At 72.6% G+C, this 19,190-nt stretch carries 12 protein-coding genes; 9 read left to right on the forward strand and 3 right to left on the reverse strand.

The window, feature by feature from the left end:
• Window positions 1–31: 31 nt before the first annotated feature.
• The 9 genes from mrdA to obgE all read left to right on the forward strand — a co-directional run bounded on the left by mrdA (window position 32) and on the right by obgE (window position 13,986).
• On the forward strand, window positions 32–2,146 hold the full coding sequence (gene mrdA / locus ACGRHY_RS18530; RefSeq protein ID WP_394636433.1) for a penicillin-binding protein 2: 2,115 nt from the start codon (window positions 32–34) through the stop codon (window positions 2,144–2,146).
• A complete protein-coding gene (rodA, locus tag ACGRHY_RS18535) occupies window positions 2,143–3,336 on the forward strand; it encodes a rod shape-determining protein RodA (protein ID WP_394636434.1) in 1,194 nt (397 codons plus the stop codon). The genes mrdA and rodA overlap by 4 nt, the downstream gene beginning before the upstream one ends.
• Window positions 3,337–3,535: 199 nt before the next feature.
• Window positions 3,536–5,464: a TIGR03960 family B12-binding radical SAM protein gene (locus ACGRHY_RS18540; RefSeq protein WP_394636435.1), complete on the forward strand. Its 1,929-nt coding sequence runs from the start codon at window positions 3,536–3,538 to the stop codon at window positions 5,462–5,464.
• Window positions 5,465–5,552: 88 nt separating this feature from the next.
• Window positions 5,553–6,149 carry a GNAT family N-acetyltransferase gene (locus ACGRHY_RS30275; protein WP_491630965.1) on the forward strand — a complete coding sequence of 199 codons (597 nt, stop codon included), beginning with the start codon at window positions 5,553–5,555 and terminating at the stop codon, window positions 6,147–6,149.
• A gap of 152 nt (window positions 6,150–6,301) precedes the next feature.
• Complete coding sequence (locus ACGRHY_RS18555) at window positions 6,302–7,048, forward strand: TIGR03936 family radical SAM-associated protein (RefSeq protein WP_394636436.1); 747 nt, start codon at window positions 6,302–6,304, stop codon at window positions 7,046–7,048.
• 240 nt (window positions 7,049–7,288) lie between these two features.
• Complete coding sequence (locus ACGRHY_RS18560) at window positions 7,289–11,467, forward strand: Rne/Rng family ribonuclease (protein ID WP_394636437.1); 4,179 nt, start codon at window positions 7,289–7,291, stop codon at window positions 11,465–11,467.
• Between the two features lie 255 nt (window positions 11,468–11,722).
• Window positions 11,723–12,046, forward strand: coding sequence for a 50S ribosomal protein L21 (rplU, locus tag ACGRHY_RS18565; RefSeq protein WP_093654483.1), 324 nt, complete (start codon window positions 11,723–11,725; stop codon window positions 12,044–12,046).
• A gap of 14 nt (window positions 12,047–12,060) precedes the next feature.
• Window positions 12,061–12,318, forward strand: a complete 258-nt coding sequence (gene rpmA / locus ACGRHY_RS18570) for a 50S ribosomal protein L27 (RefSeq protein ID WP_394636438.1) — start codon at window positions 12,061–12,063, stop codon at window positions 12,316–12,318.
• Window positions 12,319–12,540: 222 nt separating this feature from the next.
• A complete protein-coding gene (gene obgE / locus ACGRHY_RS18575) occupies window positions 12,541–13,986 on the forward strand; it encodes a GTPase ObgE (RefSeq protein WP_394636439.1) in 1,446 nt (481 codons plus the stop codon).
• 107 nt (window positions 13,987–14,093) lie between these two features.
• Here obgE and ACGRHY_RS18580 read toward each other — a convergent pair whose 3' ends face one another.
• From ACGRHY_RS18580 to ACGRHY_RS18590, 3 genes are all read right to left on the reverse strand, one after another.
• A complete protein-coding gene (locus ACGRHY_RS18580) occupies window positions 14,094–16,166 on the reverse strand; it encodes a hypothetical protein (RefSeq protein ID WP_394636440.1) in 2,073 nt (690 codons plus the stop codon).
• 366 nt (window positions 16,167–16,532) lie between these two features.
• Complete coding sequence (locus ACGRHY_RS18585) at window positions 16,533–17,702, reverse strand: CDP-alcohol phosphatidyltransferase family protein (protein ID WP_394636441.1); 1,170 nt, start codon at window positions 17,700–17,702, stop codon at window positions 16,533–16,535.
• A 242-nt stretch (window positions 17,703–17,944) separates the two neighbouring features.
• The gene (locus ACGRHY_RS18590) at window positions 17,945–19,108 is read right to left on the reverse strand and encodes an acyltransferase family protein (protein ID WP_394636442.1); all 1,164 of its coding nucleotides are present in this window, start codon (window positions 19,106–19,108) and stop codon (window positions 17,945–17,947) included.
• Window positions 19,109–19,190 lie beyond the last annotated feature (82 nt).

Consider the following 19,190-nt stretch of genomic DNA (forward strand, 5'->3'; position numbering starts at 1 on the left):
CGGCGGCGACTGTGATTGCGACGGAGACGCAGTGAGCAACATTCCCGAGACCGGGCGCACCCCCCGGGTCACCATCCGGCTGGTCGCCATCCAGATCCTGGTCTTCTCCCTGATGCTCACCCTCGGCGGGCGGCTGTGGTACCTCCAGATCCGCAACGGCGAGGAGTACGCCGAGAAGGCCGCGGGCAACCACGTGCAGCAGGTCGTCCAGCCCGCCGTACGCGGCGCCGTCCTCGACGCGCGCGGTGTGCCGCTGGCCGACAACGAGACCCGGCTGGTGGTCTCCGCCAGCCGCACCGAGCTGATGAAGATGGCCGACGAGGGCGAGGCCGTCCTCACCCGGCTCGCCGACGTCCTCGGCATGACGTACAAGGAGGTCTTCGAGAAGATCCGCCTGTGCGACGCGGAGACTCCGCAGCCCTGCTGGAACGGCTCCCCCTACCAGCCGATCCCGGTGACCGACGAGGCCACCACGCAGCAGGCCCTCCAGATCCGCGAGCGGCAGGAGGACTTCCCCGGCATCACCGCCGAACCCGTCGCCGTCCGCCGCTACCCGGCCCCGTACGGCGCCCGTACCTCCCAGGTCCTCGGCTACCTCTCGCCCGTCACCGACGAGGAGATCGCACAGACCAAGGACACCGGCTCCCCGCTGCTCAGCTCCGACCAGATCGGCCGCTCAGGCCTGGAGCGCCAGTACGACGCGGCGCTGCGCGGCGACGCGGGCGTGACGCGCTACAAGGTGGACAACCTCGGCCGCGTCATCGGGGAGGCCGAGAACGACAAGGGCGAGCCCGGCTCCTCCCTCGTCACCAGCATCGACGCGCGCGTCCAGGCCATCGCCGAGAAGGAGCTGGTCAAGGCGATGAAGGAGGCGCGCAAGCAGCACGACCGCAACACCAACCGCAACTACGAGGCGGACGCGGGCGCGGTCGTGGTGATGGAGGCCGAGACGGGCCGGATCGTGGCGATGGCCTCCGCGCCGGACTACGACCCCAACGCCTGGGTCGGCGGCATCTCCGCCAAGGACTACGCCAGGCTCACCGGCAAGAAGTCCAACTACCCGCTGCTCAACCGGGCCATCCAGGGACAGGCCGCACCCGGCTCGATCTTCAAGGTGATCCCGACCGCCGCGGCCGTCAAGGCCGGCTACGAGTTCGACGGGCGCTACAACTGCCCGTCCTCGTACAGCATCGGCGGCCAGGTCTTCAAGAACTTCGAGTCCCAGAACCACGGCATGATCGACCTCGGCCGCGCGCTGGAGGTCTCCTGCGACACCGTCTACTACGCCCTGGCCCACCAGGAGTGGAAGAAGGACGGCGGCGCCAGGCCCAAGAAGAACCCCGACGACTGGTTCTACAAGATGGCCCACGAGTTCGGCCTCGGCAAGCGCACCGGGATCGACCTGCCCAACGAGGTCACCGGCCGGGTGCCCGACCGGAAGTGGAAGCAGGAGTACTGGGAGGCCAACAAGGACGCCTGGTGCAAGTACGGCAAGAAGGACGGGGACTACGTCGAGAAGATCGCGTACGAGAACTGCCTGGAGGGCAACAGGCTGCGCGCCGGCGACAGCGTCAACTACTCCATCGGACAGGGCGACACGCTGGTGACGCCCATTCAGATGGCGGCCGTCTACGCGGCCCTGAGCAACGGCGGCACCATGTACGAGCCCACCGTCGGCAAGGCCGTCATCAGCCCCGACGGCAAGACCGTCGAGGAGATCGAGCCGAAGAAGCGCGGCAGGCTGCCGATGGACGCCAAGACCCTGCGCCAGACCGACAGTGCGCTGGAGGGCGTGGCCACCCGCGGCACCGCCGCCTGGCGCTTCGCCGACGCCGGCTGGCCGCAGAAGGAGATCCCCATGCACGCCAAGACCGGTACGGCAGAGGTCCACGGCAAGCAGACCACCTCGTGGTTCGCGACCTACACCGACGAGTACGCGATCGTCATGACGATCTCCCAGGGTGGCACCGGCTCCGGCGCCTCCGGCCCCGCGGTGCGCGCGATCTACGACGCGCTGTACGGCGTCGGCGAGGGAGGGAAGATCGACAAGAAGAAGGCCCTGCTGCCGAAACCGCGCAAGGAACTCCCCGAGATCAACCCGGACGGCACCATCGAGGCCCTGCGCCAGAAGGGCTTCAAGCCGTGAGCACCCACTCCTACACCGGGCGTCCCTGGCAGGAGCGCTCCGCCTGGAGCAGACTGACGGCCCGCGACTCCGTCCTGCGCCGCCTGGACTGGACACTGCTGCTGGCCTGCGTGGCGCTGTCCGCCATCGGCTCCCTGCTGGTGTGGTCCGCCACCCGCAACCGCACCGAGCTGAACGAGGGCGATCCGCAGCACTTCCTGTGGCGCCACCTGATCAGCCTCGCCATCGGTGTTGCGCTGTCCGTGGGCACCGTCTGGCTCGGCCACCGCAGGCTGCGCGGCGCGGTCCCGGTGCTGTACGCGCTGTCGGTGCTGCTCACCCTGCTCGTGCTCACCCCGCTCGGCGCGACGATCAACGGCCAGCGCGCCTGGCTGGACCTGGGCGCGGGCCTGTCGCTCCAGCCCGCCGAGTTCGCCAAGATCACCATCATCCTGGGCATGGCGATGCTGCTCGCCGCCCGGGTGGACGCCGGCGACCGGCTCCACCCCGACCACCGCACGGTGGTGCAGGCCCTCGCGATGGCCGCCGTGCCGATCGGGATCGTCATGCTGATGCCCGACATGGGCTCGGTGATGGTGCTGGTCGTGATCGTGCTGGGAGCGCTGCTGGCCTCCGGCGCATCCAACCGCTGGATCATCGGTCTGCTGGCCACGGGCGGCCTCGGCGCGGTCCTGGTCTGGCAGCTCGGCGTGCTCGACGAGTACCAGATCAACCGCTTCGCGGCCTTCGCCAACCCCGCGCTCGACCCGTCCGGCGCCGGCTACAACACCAACCAGGCCCGTATCGCCATCGGCTCGGGCGGCCTCTACGGCAAGGGGCTGTTCGAGGGCAGCCAGACCACCGGGCGGTTCGTCCCCGAGCAGCAGACCGACTTCGTCTTCACCGTCGCGGGCGAGGAGCTGGGTTTCCTCGGCGCGGGCCTGATCATCCTCCTGGTGGGCGTGGTGCTGTGGCGCGCCTGCCGTATCGCGCTGGAGACGACCGAGCTGTACGGCACGATCGTCGCCGCCGGGATCATCGCCTGGTTCGCCTTCCAGTCCTTCGAGAACATCGGGATGACCATGGGCATCATGCCGGTCGCCGGTCTGCCGCTGCCCTTCGTCAGCTACGGCGGCACCTCGATGTTCGCGGTCTGGATCGCCATCGGGCTGCTCCAGTCGATCCGGGTGCAGCGCCCGGTCTCCGCCTGAGTCCCGGTCCCGGGCCCCGGCCCGCCCGCGCACCGGCCCCCGCCGGTACGCGGGCGCGGGGCCCGTCCCGGCAGGCGTTACGCTGGATGGTCACTCCCGTCCGCCTGCCAGGCGGTACGGTGCCGGCCGCGCGTACGGCCGCCGAAAACCGGTTAGACCCAGTGAACCCAGCGAACCCCAGCATCCGAGGACACCACCCATGCCTGTCGAGTCGGTCTTCCCGCGCCTGGAGGCCCTCCTCCCGCACGTCCAGAAGCCGATCCAGTACGTCGGCGGAGAGCTGAACTCCACCGTCAAGGACTGGGACGCCTGCGATGTCCGCTGGGCCCTGATGTACCCCGACGCCTACGAGGTCGGCCTGCCCAACCAGGGCGTCATGATCCTCTACGAGGTCCTCAACGAGCACGAGGGCGTGCTCGCCGAACGCACCTACAGCGTCTGGCCGGACCTTGAGAAGCTCATGCGCGAGCACCGGGTCCCGCAGTTCACCGTGGACGCCCACCGCCCGGTCGGCGCCTTCGACCTGTTCGGCGTCTCCTTCTCCACCGAGCTGGGCTACACCAACCTGCTCACCGCCCTGGACCTGGCCGGCATCCCGCTGGAGGCGAAGGACCGCGGCGTGGACCACCCCGTGGTCGTCGCCGGCGGCCACGCCGCCTTCAACCCCGAGCCGATCGCCGACTACATCGACTGCGCGGTCATCGGCGACGGCGAGCAGGCCGTACTGGAGATCACCGAGATCACCCGGGCCTGGAAGGCCGAGGGCCGCCCCGGCGGCCGCGAGGGGCTGCTGCTGCGCCTGGCCAAGACCGGTGGCGTGTACGTCCCCGGCTTCTACGACGTGGAGTACCTGCCCGACGGCCGCATCGCCCGCGTCGTACCGGGCCGCTCCGGCGTGCCGTGGCGGGTGTCCAAGCACACCGTGATGGACCTCGACGAGTGGCCCTACCCCAAGCAGCCCCTGGTGCCGCTGGCCGAGACCGTCCACGAGCGGATGAGCGTGGAGATCTTCCGCGGCTGCACCCGCGGCTGCCGCTTCTGCCAGGCGGGCATGATCACCCGACCGGTGCGCGAGCGCTCCATCACCGGCATCGGCGAGATGGTGGAAAAGGGCCTGAAGAACACCGGCTTCGAGGAGGTCGGCCTGCTCTCTCTGTCCTCGGCCGACCACAGCGAGATCGGCGACGTGGCCAAGGGCCTGGCCGACCGCTACGAGGACGACAAGATCGGCCTGTCGCTGCCCTCCACCCGGGTGGACGCCTTCAACATCGACCTGGCCAACGAGCTGACCCGCAACGGCCGCCGCTCGGGCCTGACCTTCGCCCCCGAGGGCGGCAGCGAGCGCATCCGCAAGGTCATCAACAAGATGGTCTCCGAGGACGACCTGATCCGCACCGTCGCCACCGCCTACGGCAACGGATGGCGCCAGGTGAAGCTGTACTTCATGTGCGGTCTGCCCACCGAGACCGACGACGACGTCCTCCAGATCGCCGACATGGCCGCCAAGGTCATCTCCAAGGGCCGCGAGGTCTCCGGTTCCAACGACATCCGCTGCACCGTCTCCATCGGCGGTTTCGTGCCCAAGCCCCACACCCCCTTCCAGTGGGCCCCGCAGCTGTCGGCCGAGGAGACCGACGCCCGTCTGGAGAAGCTGCGCGAGAGGATCCGCGCCGACAAGCGCTACGGCCGCTCCATCGGCTTCCGCTACCACGACGGCAAGCCCGGCATCGTCGAGGGCCTGCTCTCGCGCGGCGACCGGCGCATCGGCGACGTCATCCGCGCCGTCTACGAGGCCGGCGGCCGCTTCGACGGCTGGCGCGAGCACTTCTCCTACGACCTGTGGATGGAGTGCGCCGAGCGCGCGCTGGCCCCCCACGGCGTGGACGTCCACTGGTACACCACCCGCGAGCGCACCTACGAGGAGGTCCTGCCCTGGGACCACCTCGACTCCGGCCTCGACAAGGACTGGCTGTGGGAGGACTGGCAGGACGCCCTCGACGAGACCGAGGTCGAGGACTGCCGCTGGACCCCCTGCTACGACTGCGGCGTGTGCCCGGCGATGGACACCTCCATCCAGATCGGCCCGACGGGCAAGAAGCTGCTCCCGCTGACGGTCGTCAACAAGTAGCCGCCCGCCCGCCGCACGGGCACCGCGCTCCGCCCCCGGCCAGGGACACCCGCTGGCCGGGGGCGGGGCGCGCTGACACACTGGCCGCATGCCCGAGCTGATCCTCCCCGACCCGCGCGTCCACGCCTCCTTCCTGGAGGCGATGAAGGAGTTCGAGGCCGAGGGGCGCGGCGGGCCGCAGGACAACTCGATGCTCGGCCGCGACATCCTCCGCTACGGCGAGCGCTGGCACGACCCGGAGGTCTTCGCCGCGTACGCCGCCGCCGTCCGCGCCGACGCGGACGAGGACAGCCCGCGCCCCGAGGGCCACGTTCCGTGCACCACCCTGTGGTGGGCCGAGGGCGACACCTACCTCGGCCGTATCGCCATCCGGCACGGGCTCAACGGCTTCCTGCTCGACTACGGCGGCCACATCGGCTATGACGTCCGCGCCTCCGCCCGCCGCCGCGGCCACGCCACCGCGATGCTGCGCGCCGCCCTGCCCGTCGTCCACTCCCTCGGCATCGACCCGGTCCTGGTCACCTGCGACGACACCAACACCGCCTCCCGCCGCGTCATCGAGAGGTGCGGGGGTGTCTTCGAGGACCGGCGGGGGAAGAAACTGCGGTACTGGATCGCCACGGGACCGGCCGCGCCGCAGGTGCGCGGGGCCGGTCCGGGAGAGGGCGGAGCCGCCGGCGAGTAGGCTGGTGGGTAGGTACGGGCCTACCGGCCCCGCACCGGCGGGGACGGCCCGGCCGCCAGTGTTCGACCGAGGGGCGCTCGTCGCGCCACCCCGCAGCAAGGAGAAGGATCCTGGGCAAGCGACAGCCCGAAGGCCCGCCGCCCGCACCCGCGGTGCAGCGCATTCGCCTGCGTTACACCAAACGCGGCCGCCTCCGGTTCACCAGCCACCGCGACTTCCAGCGCGCTTTCGAGCGGGCACTGCGCCGGGCCGAGGTGCCCATGGCGTACTCCGCGGGCTTCACCCCGCACCCGAAGGTCTCGTACGCGAACGCGGCGCCGACCGGCACGGGCAGCGAGGCCGAGTACCTGGAGATCGCCCTCACCGAGCGGCGTGACCCGGAGGTGCTGCGGCGGCTGCTCGACGAGTCGCTGCCCGACGGACTCGACGCCGTCGACGCGGTGGAGGCGCACACCAGCGGCTTCGCCGACCGTCTGACGGCCTCCCGCTGGGAGCTGCGGCTCGACGGGGTGGAGCTGGAGGAGGCCCGCAAGGCGGCGGAGGTCTTCCTCGCGGCGGACTCCGTCGAGGTCAGCAGGCAGACCAAGAAGGGCATGCGCACCTTCGACACACGCGCCGCCGTGGCCTCGCTGGAGGCCGTCCCGGCCGGGTCCGATAGGCCCGGTGGGGGTCCCTGTGCGATACTGCGCCTGGTGGTACGGCACCTGACACCTGCCGTACGACCCGACGACGTCCTGTCCGGCCTCCGAGCTACGGCCGACCTGGCGCCGCCGGTCCCCGCAGCGGTGACCAGGCTGGCGCAGGGGCCGCTCGATGAGGAGACCGGCACGGTGACCGATCCGCTTGCGCTCGACCGCGACGCAACCCCCGCCGCGACGGTGCCGGACGGTACCGCGTAAGGCCGACGCCGCCGCGCCGCCGATGTGCGAGGCACCAGGGAGCCACCCGGGTCCGGCCGTCAGGCAGGCGCATCCACCAGCAGACTTTCGCCGTGTCCGGGCCCGACGGCACGGAACCGGCGAGCGAGACGACAGCTCCCGTGCGGCGCCCGCGCCCCGGACAGCGGCCCGCGGACATCACGCGGAGCCCGGCCGGATCGAGGCACGGCGCCCGGGAGCGTGAACGGGAGAACCGTCCGCATGCGCGAACCCATGGAATCCGCGGAGTCCACACCCGCGGAGAACATCGACACCACACCCGCAGCGCCCGCCGTGACCGCCGCAGAGGCGGAGGCCGGGCAGGGCAGCCCCAGCGACACGCTGCCGCCGCGCCGGCGCCGCCGCACCGTGTCCCGCCCGGCGGGACCGCCCGCGGCGGCCTCGGCCGAGCCGGAGGCCGTCACCACGGCGGTCGCCGCAGCACCGGCCGGGGCCGCGCCGGCGCAGGCCGCCGAGCCCGGGCCCGCCGCCGAACCCGCCGCCGAGACGCAGGCCGCGCCCGCGCGGCCACGGCGTCGCGCCACCCGCCGTGCCTCCGCCCCGGCGGGATCGCCGCAGGTGGCCGAGACGGTGGTGACCGCGGAGCCGGCCGGCGCAGAGACCGGGCCCGCCACCGAGACAGCCGGGACGCCCGAGCCGACAGCGGCCGAGGAGCAGCCGGCCCCGGCGCGTACGCGCCGCCGTGCCACCCGCCGTGCCTCCGCCCCCGCGGGCCCGCCGCAGTCGGCCGGGGAGGGCGCGGAGCAGGGACCCGCCGCCGAAGCGGCGGAGCCGGCCGGGTCCGCGGCACCCGCCGAGTCCGTCGCACCGGCCGCCGAGGAGCAGCAGGCACCCGCCCGTGCCCGGCGGCGCACCCGCAGGACCGCCGAGAAGGCCGCTCAGCAGGAGCCCGTGCGGCAGGAGCCCGTGCGGCAGGAGCCCGCCGCCGAGGAGCCGGCCGGGGTATCGGCAGAGGCACCCGCCGGGGCTGAGCGTCCTGCGAGGACCCGGAAGTCCGCGAAGGTGAGGGCCGCCGAGGCCACCGAGGCCGCGGAGGCGCAGAAGCCCGCGCGGACCGAGACGCCGGAGCGGTCCGGGGAGCCCGCCGCCGAGGCCGGGCCCGCCGCTTCCCGGCGCTCCCGGAGGAAGCCGCCGATGGCACCGATGGCGGTGTTCCGGGCGCCCGTGTTCGCCGAGCCGGTCTTCCAGACCCCGGAGACCGCGGCGGCCGCCGCCGGGTCCGCCGAGGAGGAGGAGCCGGAGACCTCCGAGGAGTACGGGACCGAGACCGGCGGCACCGCGGAGGCCGAGCGCGAGGAGCGCGCCGCGGCCCGCCGCCGTCGCCGCCGCCGCAGGAGCGGCGAACCCGCCGAGGAGGAGCGGGACGAGCAGCCCGCCGCCGGGGGTGCCGGGAACGACGCGGAGGCCGGGGAGACCCGGGCCGGGTCCGAAGCCGCCGAGGAAGGCGGCGAGGAGGACGAGGAGTCCTACGGCCGGGGCGAGGCCGACGAGGGCGAGGAGCGCCCCTCGCGCCGCCGTCGCCGTGGCGGGCGCCGCCGTCGCCGTGGCTCCGACGCCGAGACCTCCGAGGACGCCGGTGAGGGCGAGGAGGTCGACGAGACCCGCGGGAGCACCGGGGAGACCGGAGGAGCGGCCGCCGGGGGCGGCCGGGAGGACGGTGAGCGGGGCGGTGAGGCCGAGGAGCACCAGGGCGCCTCCAGCAGCACCTCGCGCCGCCGTCGCCGTCGCCGTCGCCGCAGCGGAGAGCCCGAGCCCCAGGCCGCCGAGGTGGCCCCGGACGACCCGGAGCGCACGGTCGTCAAGGTGCGCGAGCCGCGGAAGAAGAAGGACGAGCCCTCCGAGAGCGCCGACGGTGTGCAGTCCATCAAGGGTTCCACCCGTCTGGAGGCCAAGAAGCAGCGCCGCCGCGAGGGCCGCGAGCAGGGCCGCCGCCGCGTCCCGATCATCACCGAGGCCGAGTTCCTGGCCCGCCGCGAGGCCGTCGAGCGCGTCATGGTCGTCCGCCAGAGCGGCGAGCGCACCCAGATCGGGGTGCTGGAGGACGGCGTCCTCGTCGAGCACTTCGTCAACAAGGAGCAGGCCACCAGCTACGTCGGCAACGTCTACCTGGGCAAGGTCCAGAACGTCCTGCCGTCGATGGAGGCCGCCTTCGTGGACATCGGCAAGGGGCGCAACGCCGTCCTGTACGCCGGTGAGGTGAACTTCGAGGCGCTGGGTCTGTCCGGCGGTCCGCGCCGGATCGAGACCGCGCTCAAGTCCGGCCAGTCCGTCCTGGTCCAGGTGACCAAGGATCCGATCGGGCACAAGGGCGCCCGGCTGACCAGCCAGGTCTCCCTTCCCGGCCGCTACCTGGTCTACGTGCCCGAGGGCTCGATGACCGGCATCAGCCGCAAGCTGCCGGACACCGAGCGGTCCCGGCTCAAGCAGATCCTCAAGCGGATCGTCCCCGAGGACGCGGGCGTCATCGTCCGCACCGCCGCCGAGGGGGCCAGCGAGGACGAGCTGCGCCGCGACGTCGAGCGGCTCCAGTCGCAGTGGGAGGACATCCAGAAGAAGGCCCGCAAGGGCGGTGCGCCGACGCTGCTCTACGGCGAGCCGGACATGACCGTCCGGGTCGTCCGCGACATCTTCAACGAGGACTTCTCCAAGGTCGTCGTCAGCGGCGACCAGGCGTGGGAGACGATCCACGGCTACGTCTCGCACGTCGCGCCGGACCTCGCCGACCGGCTCCAGCGCTGGACGTCCGAGGTGGACGTCTTCGCCACCTACCGGATCGACGAGCAGCTGATGAAGGCGCTGGACCGCAAGGTCTGGCTGCCCAGTGGCGGATCGCTGGTCATCGACCGCACCGAGGCGATGGTCGTGATCGACGTCAACACCGGCAAGTTCACCGGCCAGGGCGGCAACCTGGAGGAGACGGTCACCAGGAACAACCTGGAGGCGGCCGAGGAGATCGTGCGCCAGCTCAGGCTGCGCGACCTCGGCGGCATCATCGTGATCGACTTCATCGACATGGTGCTGGAGTCCAACCGCGACCTGGTGATGCGGCGCCTGCTGGAGTGCCTGGGCCGTGACCGCACCAAGCACCAGGTGGCCGAGGTCACCTCGCTGGGGCTGGTCCAGATGACGCGCAAGCGGGTCGGCCAGGGGCTGCTGGAGTCCTTCTCCGAGACCTGTGTGCACTGCAACGGCCGGGGCCTGATCGTCCACATGGACCAGGTGCAGACCCAGGGCGGCGGCGGTGGCGGCAAGCGCGGCAGGAAGAAGGGCAAGGCCGCGGCCCAGCAGCCGGAGGCCCCCGTCGAGGTCCCTGCACCCTCCGTGGAGGAGCCGGCGGCCGAGACGCCCGCCGAGGTGGCGGCGGAGGCCGCCGAGCCCGCGGCGCTGCCGGAGCCGGAGTTCGTCCCGGACGAGGAGCTGTACAGCAGCGCCGCCGAGGCCGAGGAGGCCGCCCGGCGCGGACGCAGGCGGCGGCGCACCGGTGGCCGCAAGGTGTCGGCTCCGGCGGGGCCGCCGAAGGCGGCCGGCGAGGTGGAGGCCGCGGTGACGGTGGTTCCGGCGGCCGAGGAGGCGCCGCAGGCGCCGGCGGAGGAGCCGGCCGGGGTGGCGGAGCCCGCCCCCGGGGCTCCGGCCGAGGCCGCTGAGCCTGAGGCCGCCGTGTCCGGGGCGTCCGAGGTGGAGGCCGCGCCGCGTGCCCGGCGTCGTGGTGCGCGCAAGGTGTCGGCTCCGGCGGGGCCGCCGAAGGCGGCCGGCGAGGTGGAGGCCGCGGTGACGGTGGTTCCGGCGGCCGAGGAGGCGCCGCAGGCGCCGGCGGAGGAGCCGGCCGAGGTGGGGGAGCCCGCCGCCGAGCCCGCTGCGCCGGCCCGTCCCCGCCGTCGTGTGGTGCGCCGTGCCGCGGCTCCGGCCGGATCCCCCGAGACGGCCGAGATCACCGAGCCCGCCGTCCCGTCCGCCGAGCCCGCGGCCGAACCGGAGCCCGGTGCCGAGGTGCCGGCCGAGGTCCGCGAGGAGGCTCCCTCGGAGCCCGCTGCGGAGGCTCCCGCCGGGGAAGCCGCTCCGGCGAAGAAGGCGGCCCGCAAGACGGCGAAGAAGGCCACCGCCAAGAAGACCGCGTCCACGGCGAAGAAGGCCACCGCCAAGACGGCGGCCTCCAAGACCGCCGCCAAGAAGACGACGGCCAAGAAGGCGGCCGCCAAGAAGACCGCGGCGTCGGCGGCCAAGAAGACGACGGCGAAGAAGGCCACCGCCAAGAAGACGGCGGCCTCCAAGACCGCCTCCAAGACCGCCTCGAAGACCGCCGCCAAGAAGACGGCCGCCCGCAAGACCGCGGCGGCCGAGCAGCAGAACCCGCCGTCCGTCTCGGCCCCGGCCGAGGACTGACGGAAGAAGGACCGGCCCCGGACGCCCACCGGCGTCCGGGGCCGGTTTGACCCTCCGCGACAAAGCCCCGTAACCTTGACCGTCGCGGCGTGTCGATGGACACGCCAGGCTCCTGAGCAAATCCCTCCACGCACTCCGCGAGGTGTCGCGTGAGCGCGAGGAGAGGCCGCTCAATCCACTCGGATCCGCACGGGCCCCGCCCGTGGCGAGCGGCTGGCATCAGGGGCCCAACCCACGAGCGAGAGAGAGTTCCGCGTGTACGCGATCGTGCGCACCGGCGGCCGCCAGCAGAAGGTGTCCGTCGGCGACGTCATTGAGGTTGACCGTATCTCCACCAGCAAGGTCGGCGACAGCGTCGAGCTCTCGACCCTGCTCATCGTCGATGGCGACGCGGTCACCAGCGACCCGTGGGTCCTGGCCGGCGTGAAGGTCCACGCCGAGGTCGTGGACCATCACAAGGGTGCCAAGATCGACATCATGAAGTACAAGAACAAGACCGGCTACCGCAAGCGGATCGGTCACCGTCAGCTGCACACCGCGCTGAAGATCACCGGCATCGACGCCCCGGCGACGAAGTAAGGGACTGAGGAGAGATGGCACACAAGAAGGGCGCATCGTCCACTCGGAACGGTCGTGACTCCAACGCCCAGCGGCTCGGCGTGAAGCGCTTCGGCGGTCAGGTCGTCAACGCGGGCGAGATCCTGGTCCGCCAGCGCGGCACCCACTTCCACCCGGGCTCCGGCGTGGGCCGCGGCGGCGACGACACCCTGTTCGCGCTGGCCGCCGGTTCGGTGCAGTTCGGCACCGCTCGTGGCCGCAAGGTCGTGAACATCGTCCCGGTCGCCGGGTAACCACCGGCTCCGGTACGACCCGCAGCACCCTCCGAGGGCGGACCGCCTCCCGTCCGTACGTGCCCCGCGCGTACGGACGGGGAAGCGGTTCCGCCCTCGGTGCGTTGTACGAAGGCGGCACGCGCAGGCGCCGTGCCGCCGCACCGGCGCGCGGCGCCGCCCCCGTGATCCGCAGATCCGCACCCCGCACACCCCTCGAACACCAGCCTGGAGGCACCCGTCATGACCACCTTCGTGGACCGCGTCGAGTTGCACGTCGCCGCGGGTAACGGAGGCCACGGCTGTGCCTCCGTCCACCGTGAGAAGTTCAAGCCGCTGGGCGGCCCGGACGGCGGCAACGGCGGCCGGGGCGGGGACGTGGTCCTCGTCGTCGACCAGTCCGTGACCACGCTGCTGGAGTACCACCACACCCCGCACCGCCGGGCGACCAACGGCAAGCCCGGCGAGGGCGGCAACCGCTCGGGCGCGGACGGCAGGGACCTGGTGCTGCCCGTCCCGGACGGCACGGTCGTCCTGGACCGGCAGGGCAATGTGCTGGCCGACCTCGTCGGCCAGGGCACCACCTTCGTCGCCGGACGCGGCGGACGCGGCGGCCTGGGCAACGCCGCGCTGGCCTCGGCCCGCCGCAAGGCGCCCGGCTTCGCGCTGCTGGGCGAGCCGGGGGAGACCCGCGACATCGTCCTGGAGCTGAAGACGGTGGCGGACGTCGCCCTGGTCGGCTACCCGTCGGCGGGCAAGTCGTCCCTGATCTCCGTCCTCTCCGCGGCCAAGCCGAAGATCGCCGACTACCCCTTCACCACCCTGGTGCCCAACCTGGGCGTGGTCACGGCCGGCGCGACCGTCTACACCATCGCCGACGTACCCGGCCTGATCCCCGGCGCCAGCCAGGGCAAGGGGCTGGGACTGGAGTTCCTGCGCCACGTGGAGCGCTGCGAGGTCCTGGTGCACGTGCTGGACTGCGCGACGCTGGAGTCCGAGCGCGACCCGGTGACCGACCTGGACGTCATCGAGGCCGAGCTGGCGCAGTACGGCGGTCTGGACGGCAGGCCGCGCGTGGTGGTGCTCAACAAGGTGGACATCCCCGACGGCCAGGACCTGGCCGACATCATCCGCCCCGACCTGGAGGCGCGCGGCTATCAGGTCTTCGAGGTCTCGGCCGTCAGCCGCAAGGGGCTCAAGGAGTTGTCCTTCGCCCTGGCGGGGATCGTGGAGGAGGCGCGTGCGGCCAGGCCGAAGGAGGAGGCGACGCGTATCGTCATCCGCCCCCGGGCCGTGGACGACGCCGGCTTCACCGTCACCCGGGAGGGCGACGGTTTCTTCCGGGTGCGCGGCGAGAAGCCGGAGCGCTGGGTGCGCCAGACCGACTTCAGCAACGACGAGGCCGTCGGGTACCTCGCCGACCGGCTCAACCGCCTCGGCGTCGAGGACGAGCTGATGAAGGTGGGCGCCCGCGAGGGCGACGGCGTGGCCATCGGCCCGGAGGAGAACGCGGTCGTCTTCGACTGGGAGCCCTCGGTGGCCGCGGGCGCGGAGATGCTCGGCCGCCGCGGCGAGGACCACCGTATGGACACCATCCGCCCGGCCGCCCAGCGCCGCCGCGACCGCGACGCGGAGCGCGACGAGGCCCTGCGCGCGTACGAGGGCTTCGACCCCTTCGAGGAGCAGTAGCCGCGGCGAGGCACGGACGACACGGACGCCGGAAGCGGCGGTGGCCCCGCATCCTCTCCCCTGAGAGTGCGGGGCCACCGCCGCTTCGCGGCTCGCCGGCCGGTGCTTTAGGTGGTGAGGGAGTTCTCCGAGTCGCTGGGGTCGCTCTCCTGCCCGGCCTCGGCCGCTTCCGCGGCTTCGGCCGCCTCGGCGGCCACCCGCGGCGCCGGGGCGTCGTCCGTGCGCAGGGCCATCAGCTCGCGGCGCCTGTCCGCCTTGGCGCACAGCGCCGCGACCGCCCGGTCGAAGCGGACGATCGACGGCGGGTCGGCCGGCCCGAGCAGGTGCGTCTTCAGCTCGGCACGGGCCCGCGCCATGGTGTCCCGGGACGGGTCCCGGACGGAGTCCAGCAGGGCGGGCACGCCGGCGGCGTCGGGCGTGAGGATCGTGGCCGCCCGCACGGTCGGCAGACCGGCCCTGAACCCCTCCTCCGCCAGACCGCTGGTGTTGGCGACCGCGTACGGCTTCTCACCGGCCAGCCAGTCCGAGACCACGCTGGAGACATCGCTGATCAGCAGGTCGGACCGGTTGAAGCAGGCGTACAGGGCGGGCCGCGGCCCGGTGACGACCAGATGCTCCCACTCGGGGAAGGACGCCCAGTAGGCCTCCTCCCAGGCGGCCGTCGCGGCCGCCACCGCCGCCTCCCGGTCCCCCTTCGGGGTGGACTGGAGCAGCATCCGTTCCATCTCGTCAGCGCTCGGCCGGAACGCCGTGCTGGTCAGCTCGTCCAGCGCGGCGGTGCGGCGGGCCAGCTCGGCGGCGGCCTCCGGGCCGGGGCGCGGGCCGGAGCGCCGGGCGTTGGCCTCGGCGATCATCCGCTGGACGCGCTCGTTGGCGCGGGCCGCGCGCGGGTCCACCGAACCGGTCATCGGGTGGGGCTTGTACAGCAGCCGCACCTTCGGGTCCGCCAGCAGCGCGCGGACGATGTTCTCGCCGGCCAGGATGACCGAGGTGTTGCCGGGATCGTCGGTCCAGCCCTCCCAGGTGGGCGCGTACAGCACCGTGACGGTGCCGTCCGCGGCCGGAGGCCCGGCGTACGGGCGGATCGGCGCGAGCTGCGGGCGGCCGACCTCCACCACGTCGCGGTCGTCGACGCCGATGTCGGCGAGCCGGTAGCGGTCCCGGGCGGCCCGGCCCGCGACCCACACCTCGTCGTAGGCCTTGGCGTAGGGGTTGCAGCTGGAGAGCTTGTCGCTCTCGCCGTGGTTGATGAAGGCGTGCTTGATCGACGGGATGCGCAGCACCTGCGAGGTCTTACCGGAGTTCGCCGGGTGCAGCATCATCTTGAGCGAGGAGTGCTCCAGCCGCATGAGGTGGGCGACCTTGGGGATGCACACGACGGGCACGTCGGTCGCGTCGATCTTCTGCACCATGAACCGCTCGCGCAGCACGATCAGCGGCCTGGCCTCCAGCTCGGAGAGCGTGCCCAGCCACATGTTCGCCTGGTAGGCGGAGGCGGCGCCACCGGAGAAGTACATCGCCACCGTCGGCCGGTACTCGGCCAGCCAGCGGTCCAGCCACTCCAGCGCCTGCCGCTCGTTTGCGGGCTGCGCGCCCGGCCGCAGCCAGGCGGCGAGCCGCAGTATGCCGCCCAGGTGGAGCGCCAGGGTGAGGCCCACCCCCAGCAGGCCCCACAGGGCTTCGGCGGTCAGGGCCGAGGCCATCAGACCGGCCGTGGCGGGCAGGGCGAAGTACAGCAGCCTGCGGCTGGGCTGGCGGGCCAGCAGCCGCGGCGGCGCGGAGGACAGCCGCAGGGCGGAGGCGTCGACGTTGCGGGTGATGAAGGGGAGGGTGCGCCGGCGCCTGATCAGCAGTGCGGCCGCCTGGCAGCACAGGTGCAGGAAGTAGCCGGCCAGCAGGGCCAGGGCCAGGGGCTGCTCCTCGAGCGGGTCGATGCCCGGCAGCCGGACCAGGCCGACGACGATCAGCGCGTCACGCAGCAGCTGGCGGGTGGTGACGTCGAAGCGCAGCCTGCCCAGCGCGGCGACCAGCCGGGGCTGCCGGTGCACCAGGTACAGGTCGAGCAGGAGACCGGCCGAGGAGCCCGTGACGAACAGCGCGGTGTCCGCCAGCAGCGCGCCCAGCGACTGTGCGAGGAAGGCCGCGCCCAGCAGGACGGAAAGGGCCAGGGCGTGTTTCACCGAGAAACTCGGGGGGGTGGGCCGGGCGGCACCTCTCTCGGACTGTTTCTTGCTGCGGAAGAGCCTCAGGACTGGGAACGAGGCGGACATCAGGCAGGTCACGCTCCAGGAAGGGGACGTCATACGTGTCGTCTCGCCTACCGTCCGCCCCCTGCCTTCCGGAGGCCTCCCGGCACCGTTCCCCAACGGCGATCGGCATGCGACGGGGTGTTCGACGACCACTCGATGATGCGTTTGCGGCGCTCATCCTACGGTCACCGCGGCGGTGTCCTCGCGCGGTGCCCTCGCGCAACGCCGGACGGGGCGGCGAACGGGGACCTCGCTCCCGTTCACCGTCCCGCCCGGCGGCGTGCGCGTCCCGCCCTCCTAGTGGCCCGCGGCGGCTCCGTCGCGCGACGGCAGGCCTTCCCCGGCCGGGCCGCCGGGCTGGGCCGGGATCCCGGCAGCGGTGCCGGAGACGGCCTCGGGCGCGGTCTCCGGGGCGGCCTCGGGAACCTCGGCGGCCTCGGGCACCGGGTAGGAGGCCAGAGTGCGCTCGAAGTCCCTGGTGGACAGCAGCAGCTTGTAGATGATCGCGAGCTCGAATCCCATCAGCAGGGCGCCCGCCGCGATGGTCACCGGCATGATCGTGCCGAGGATCGGGCCCACGATGAAGACGGCCATCTGGAACTCGATACCGCTCACCAGGTGGGTGCGGACGCGGTGCCGGAGCAGGAAGGTGCGGAAGCGGCCGTACCAGGGGAACCGGCTCTTGAACTCCACGTGCAGGTCGATGACCTTCTTCTCCCGGGGCCGGGCCTGCGCATCGCCCTCGGCCCCGGCGTCCGGGCCGTCCTGCCGGGGACCGTCGTCGAGGTCGGCCGTGGGGTTCTCACGGAGGAGGTCCTCCATGAAGGCGATCCCCTGCTCCTCGTCGCCGTCGTTCTCCCGGTCCTGCTCCCGCTCCCGTTCGCGCTGCTCACGCTCCCGGTCCTGCTCCAGTTCCTCGGCGCTCATCAGCGCCCTCGCCGCCCGGCGGCTGGCCTTGGCGCGGGCGCTGATCTTCTTGCGCATGCTGTGGCGCACCTTGAAGATCTGGAGCGCGTCCAGGTAGCGCAGGGCATCCAGGAAGACCACGACGAGGGCCAGCCAGACGTACGCCACCTCCCCCGTGCGGGAGTACTGGCCGCCCATCAGCGCGATGGCGCAGATCAGCACCCGCACCCGGTCGAACACGTAGTCCAGCCAGCCGCCGAACTCCGAGCCCTTCCCCGTGAGCCGGGCGAGCTTGCCGTCCATGCAGTCCAGGATGAAGCTCAGGTGGTAGAGCCCGGCCCCGATCAGCAGCCACTCCCAGTCGCCGCGTGCGAAACAGGCGGCGGCGGCGAGGCCGAGGAAGAGCGCCCCCCAGGTGATCTGGTTCGGCGTCACCCGGGTCCACTTCGCCGTCCACCGGACCAGGGGTGTGGCCACGGGGTCGACGAGCAGCACCGTCCACCAGGCATCGCGCTTCTTCTCGGTGAGGCGGCGCACTTCGGAAAGGGGGGGTATGTCCATGTCAGGTTGGCAATCCTCTCAGCCGGTCGGGAAGTGGGCCGGAGCCGGGCGGCGTCTGAGGAGCCCACACATCCGGATGTTCCGCGCAACCCTCGCGAGGCGCGCAGAGCGTGCGCAACCCGAAGATTGGGTGACCTGCGGGTGCAATCGATCTGAACCAGAAGTTAAGACACATGGGATGACCGGATGGTTGCCCCCGGTTTCGGCCACGCGTTCGCCGGACGGCCGAGGACGCCTCCGGCTCAGGCGCCGGAGGCCGCGGCGCGCCGGCTCCGCCCGGTCTCCGAGGGGCGGTCGGGCGCGAAGAACCACTCCAGCCGCGGTTCCATGACCCAGCGGAAGGCCCTGACCACCAAAGGCGTGGTCAGGGCCACGGCCACAGCGGCCGCGGCGGCGGTGACGAGCAGGAAGCCCGCCGGGCTGTTCACGAAGCCGCCCTCGTACCAGTCCCAGTAGTGCGCTCCCTTGGCGAGAAAGCCGTGCAGCAGGTACGCGTACAGCGTCCCGGCCCCCAGCGCCGTGAACCAGGTGCGGCGGGAGGGCGTCAGGCTCAGGAAGGCGGCGCTCAGCAGCAGCGAGCAGCCGAGCATCCCCAGCGTCATCAGCACCCCGGCCCAGCCGGGAGCGCCGAGTTCCTGGGCCGCGTAGCGGTGGTAGAACCAGTCCGGGTTCATCCGGGGCACGGCCCAGTAGGCCGCCAGCGCGCCCAGGGCGAGGACGGCCGGCGCGAGCAGCCGCACCCGCCGGTCCCGCAGCGCCTCGAAGTGGCGCTGCTCCATACGCAGGCCCAGCACGAAGAACGGCAGGTACTGGAGCACCCGCTGCAGGGCCAGGTCGCCGCCGATGTCCGGGGAGGCGGTGGCGAAGGCGGCCAGGACGACCGACACGGTGAAGGGGTGCCGCAGCGCACGCCACAGGGGAGCGGTCAGCCGCCAGACGAACAGCGCCATGAGGAACCAGGTCAGGTACCAGGGGTGCAGCAGAGTGATCCTCAGCTCCTCGCCGGTGTTCCAGGCGCGGAACATGTTGAGTGCGGTCTCGAAGACGACGTACGGCACGACCACCCCGGTGACCAGCCGCCGGATCTGGCGCGGCCGGAAGGAGAAGCTCCGCGAGAAGTGGCCCGAGACGATGGTGAAGGCGGGCATGTGGAAGGCGTACAGCAGCAGGTAGCCCGCCGCCATGACCCGGCTGCCGTCGCGCAGCCCCTCCCAGGAGTGCCCGACGACGACCAGCACGATGGCCAGGAACTTGGCGTTGTCGAAGAACGCATCACGCTCCCGGGGCCGTCCGCCTCTCTCCGGGGCCGGGGTGCCCGGCGCCCCCGGGGCGTCCGGGGCGGTCGAGGTGCCCGGACCGCCCGGGGTGTTTGGGGAGGCTGCGGGGGCGGGGGAGACCTGGCTCACGGGGATCCTTCCCTCCGGGTGACGGAACGGACATGTCGGGTGATCTGGCGAGAGGACGCCCGTCAGTCTCCGGCGGCTCCGG

Origin of the sequence: Streptomyces shinuiensis (assembly GCF_043660855.1) — a bacterium.
In the GTDB taxonomy this organism is placed as follows: Bacteria; Actinomycetota; Actinomycetes; order Streptomycetales; family Streptomycetaceae; genus Streptomyces.

Excerpts from the sequence above, each read along its gene's own strand:
- ACGRHY_RS18560 (WP_394636437.1), top strand. The coding sequence starts at position 7,289 with ATGCGCGAACCCATGGAATCCGCGGAGTCCACACCCGCGGAGAACATC.
- obgE (WP_394636439.1), top strand. The coding sequence starts at position 12,541 with ATGACCACCTTCGTGGACCGCGTCGAGTTGCACGTCGCCGCGGGTAAC.
- ACGRHY_RS30275 (WP_491630965.1), top strand. The coding sequence starts at position 5,553 with ATGCCCGAGCTGATCCTCCCCGACCCGCGCGTCCACGCCTCCTTCCTG.
- rpmA (WP_394636438.1), top strand. The coding sequence starts at position 12,061 with ATGGCACACAAGAAGGGCGCATCGTCCACTCGGAACGGTCGTGACTCC.
- ACGRHY_RS18585 (WP_394636441.1), bottom strand. The coding sequence starts at position 17,702 with ATGGACATACCCCCCCTTTCCGAAGTGCGCCGCCTCACCGAGAAGAAG.
- ACGRHY_RS18540 (WP_394636435.1), top strand. The coding sequence starts at position 3,536 with ATGCCTGTCGAGTCGGTCTTCCCGCGCCTGGAGGCCCTCCTCCCGCAC.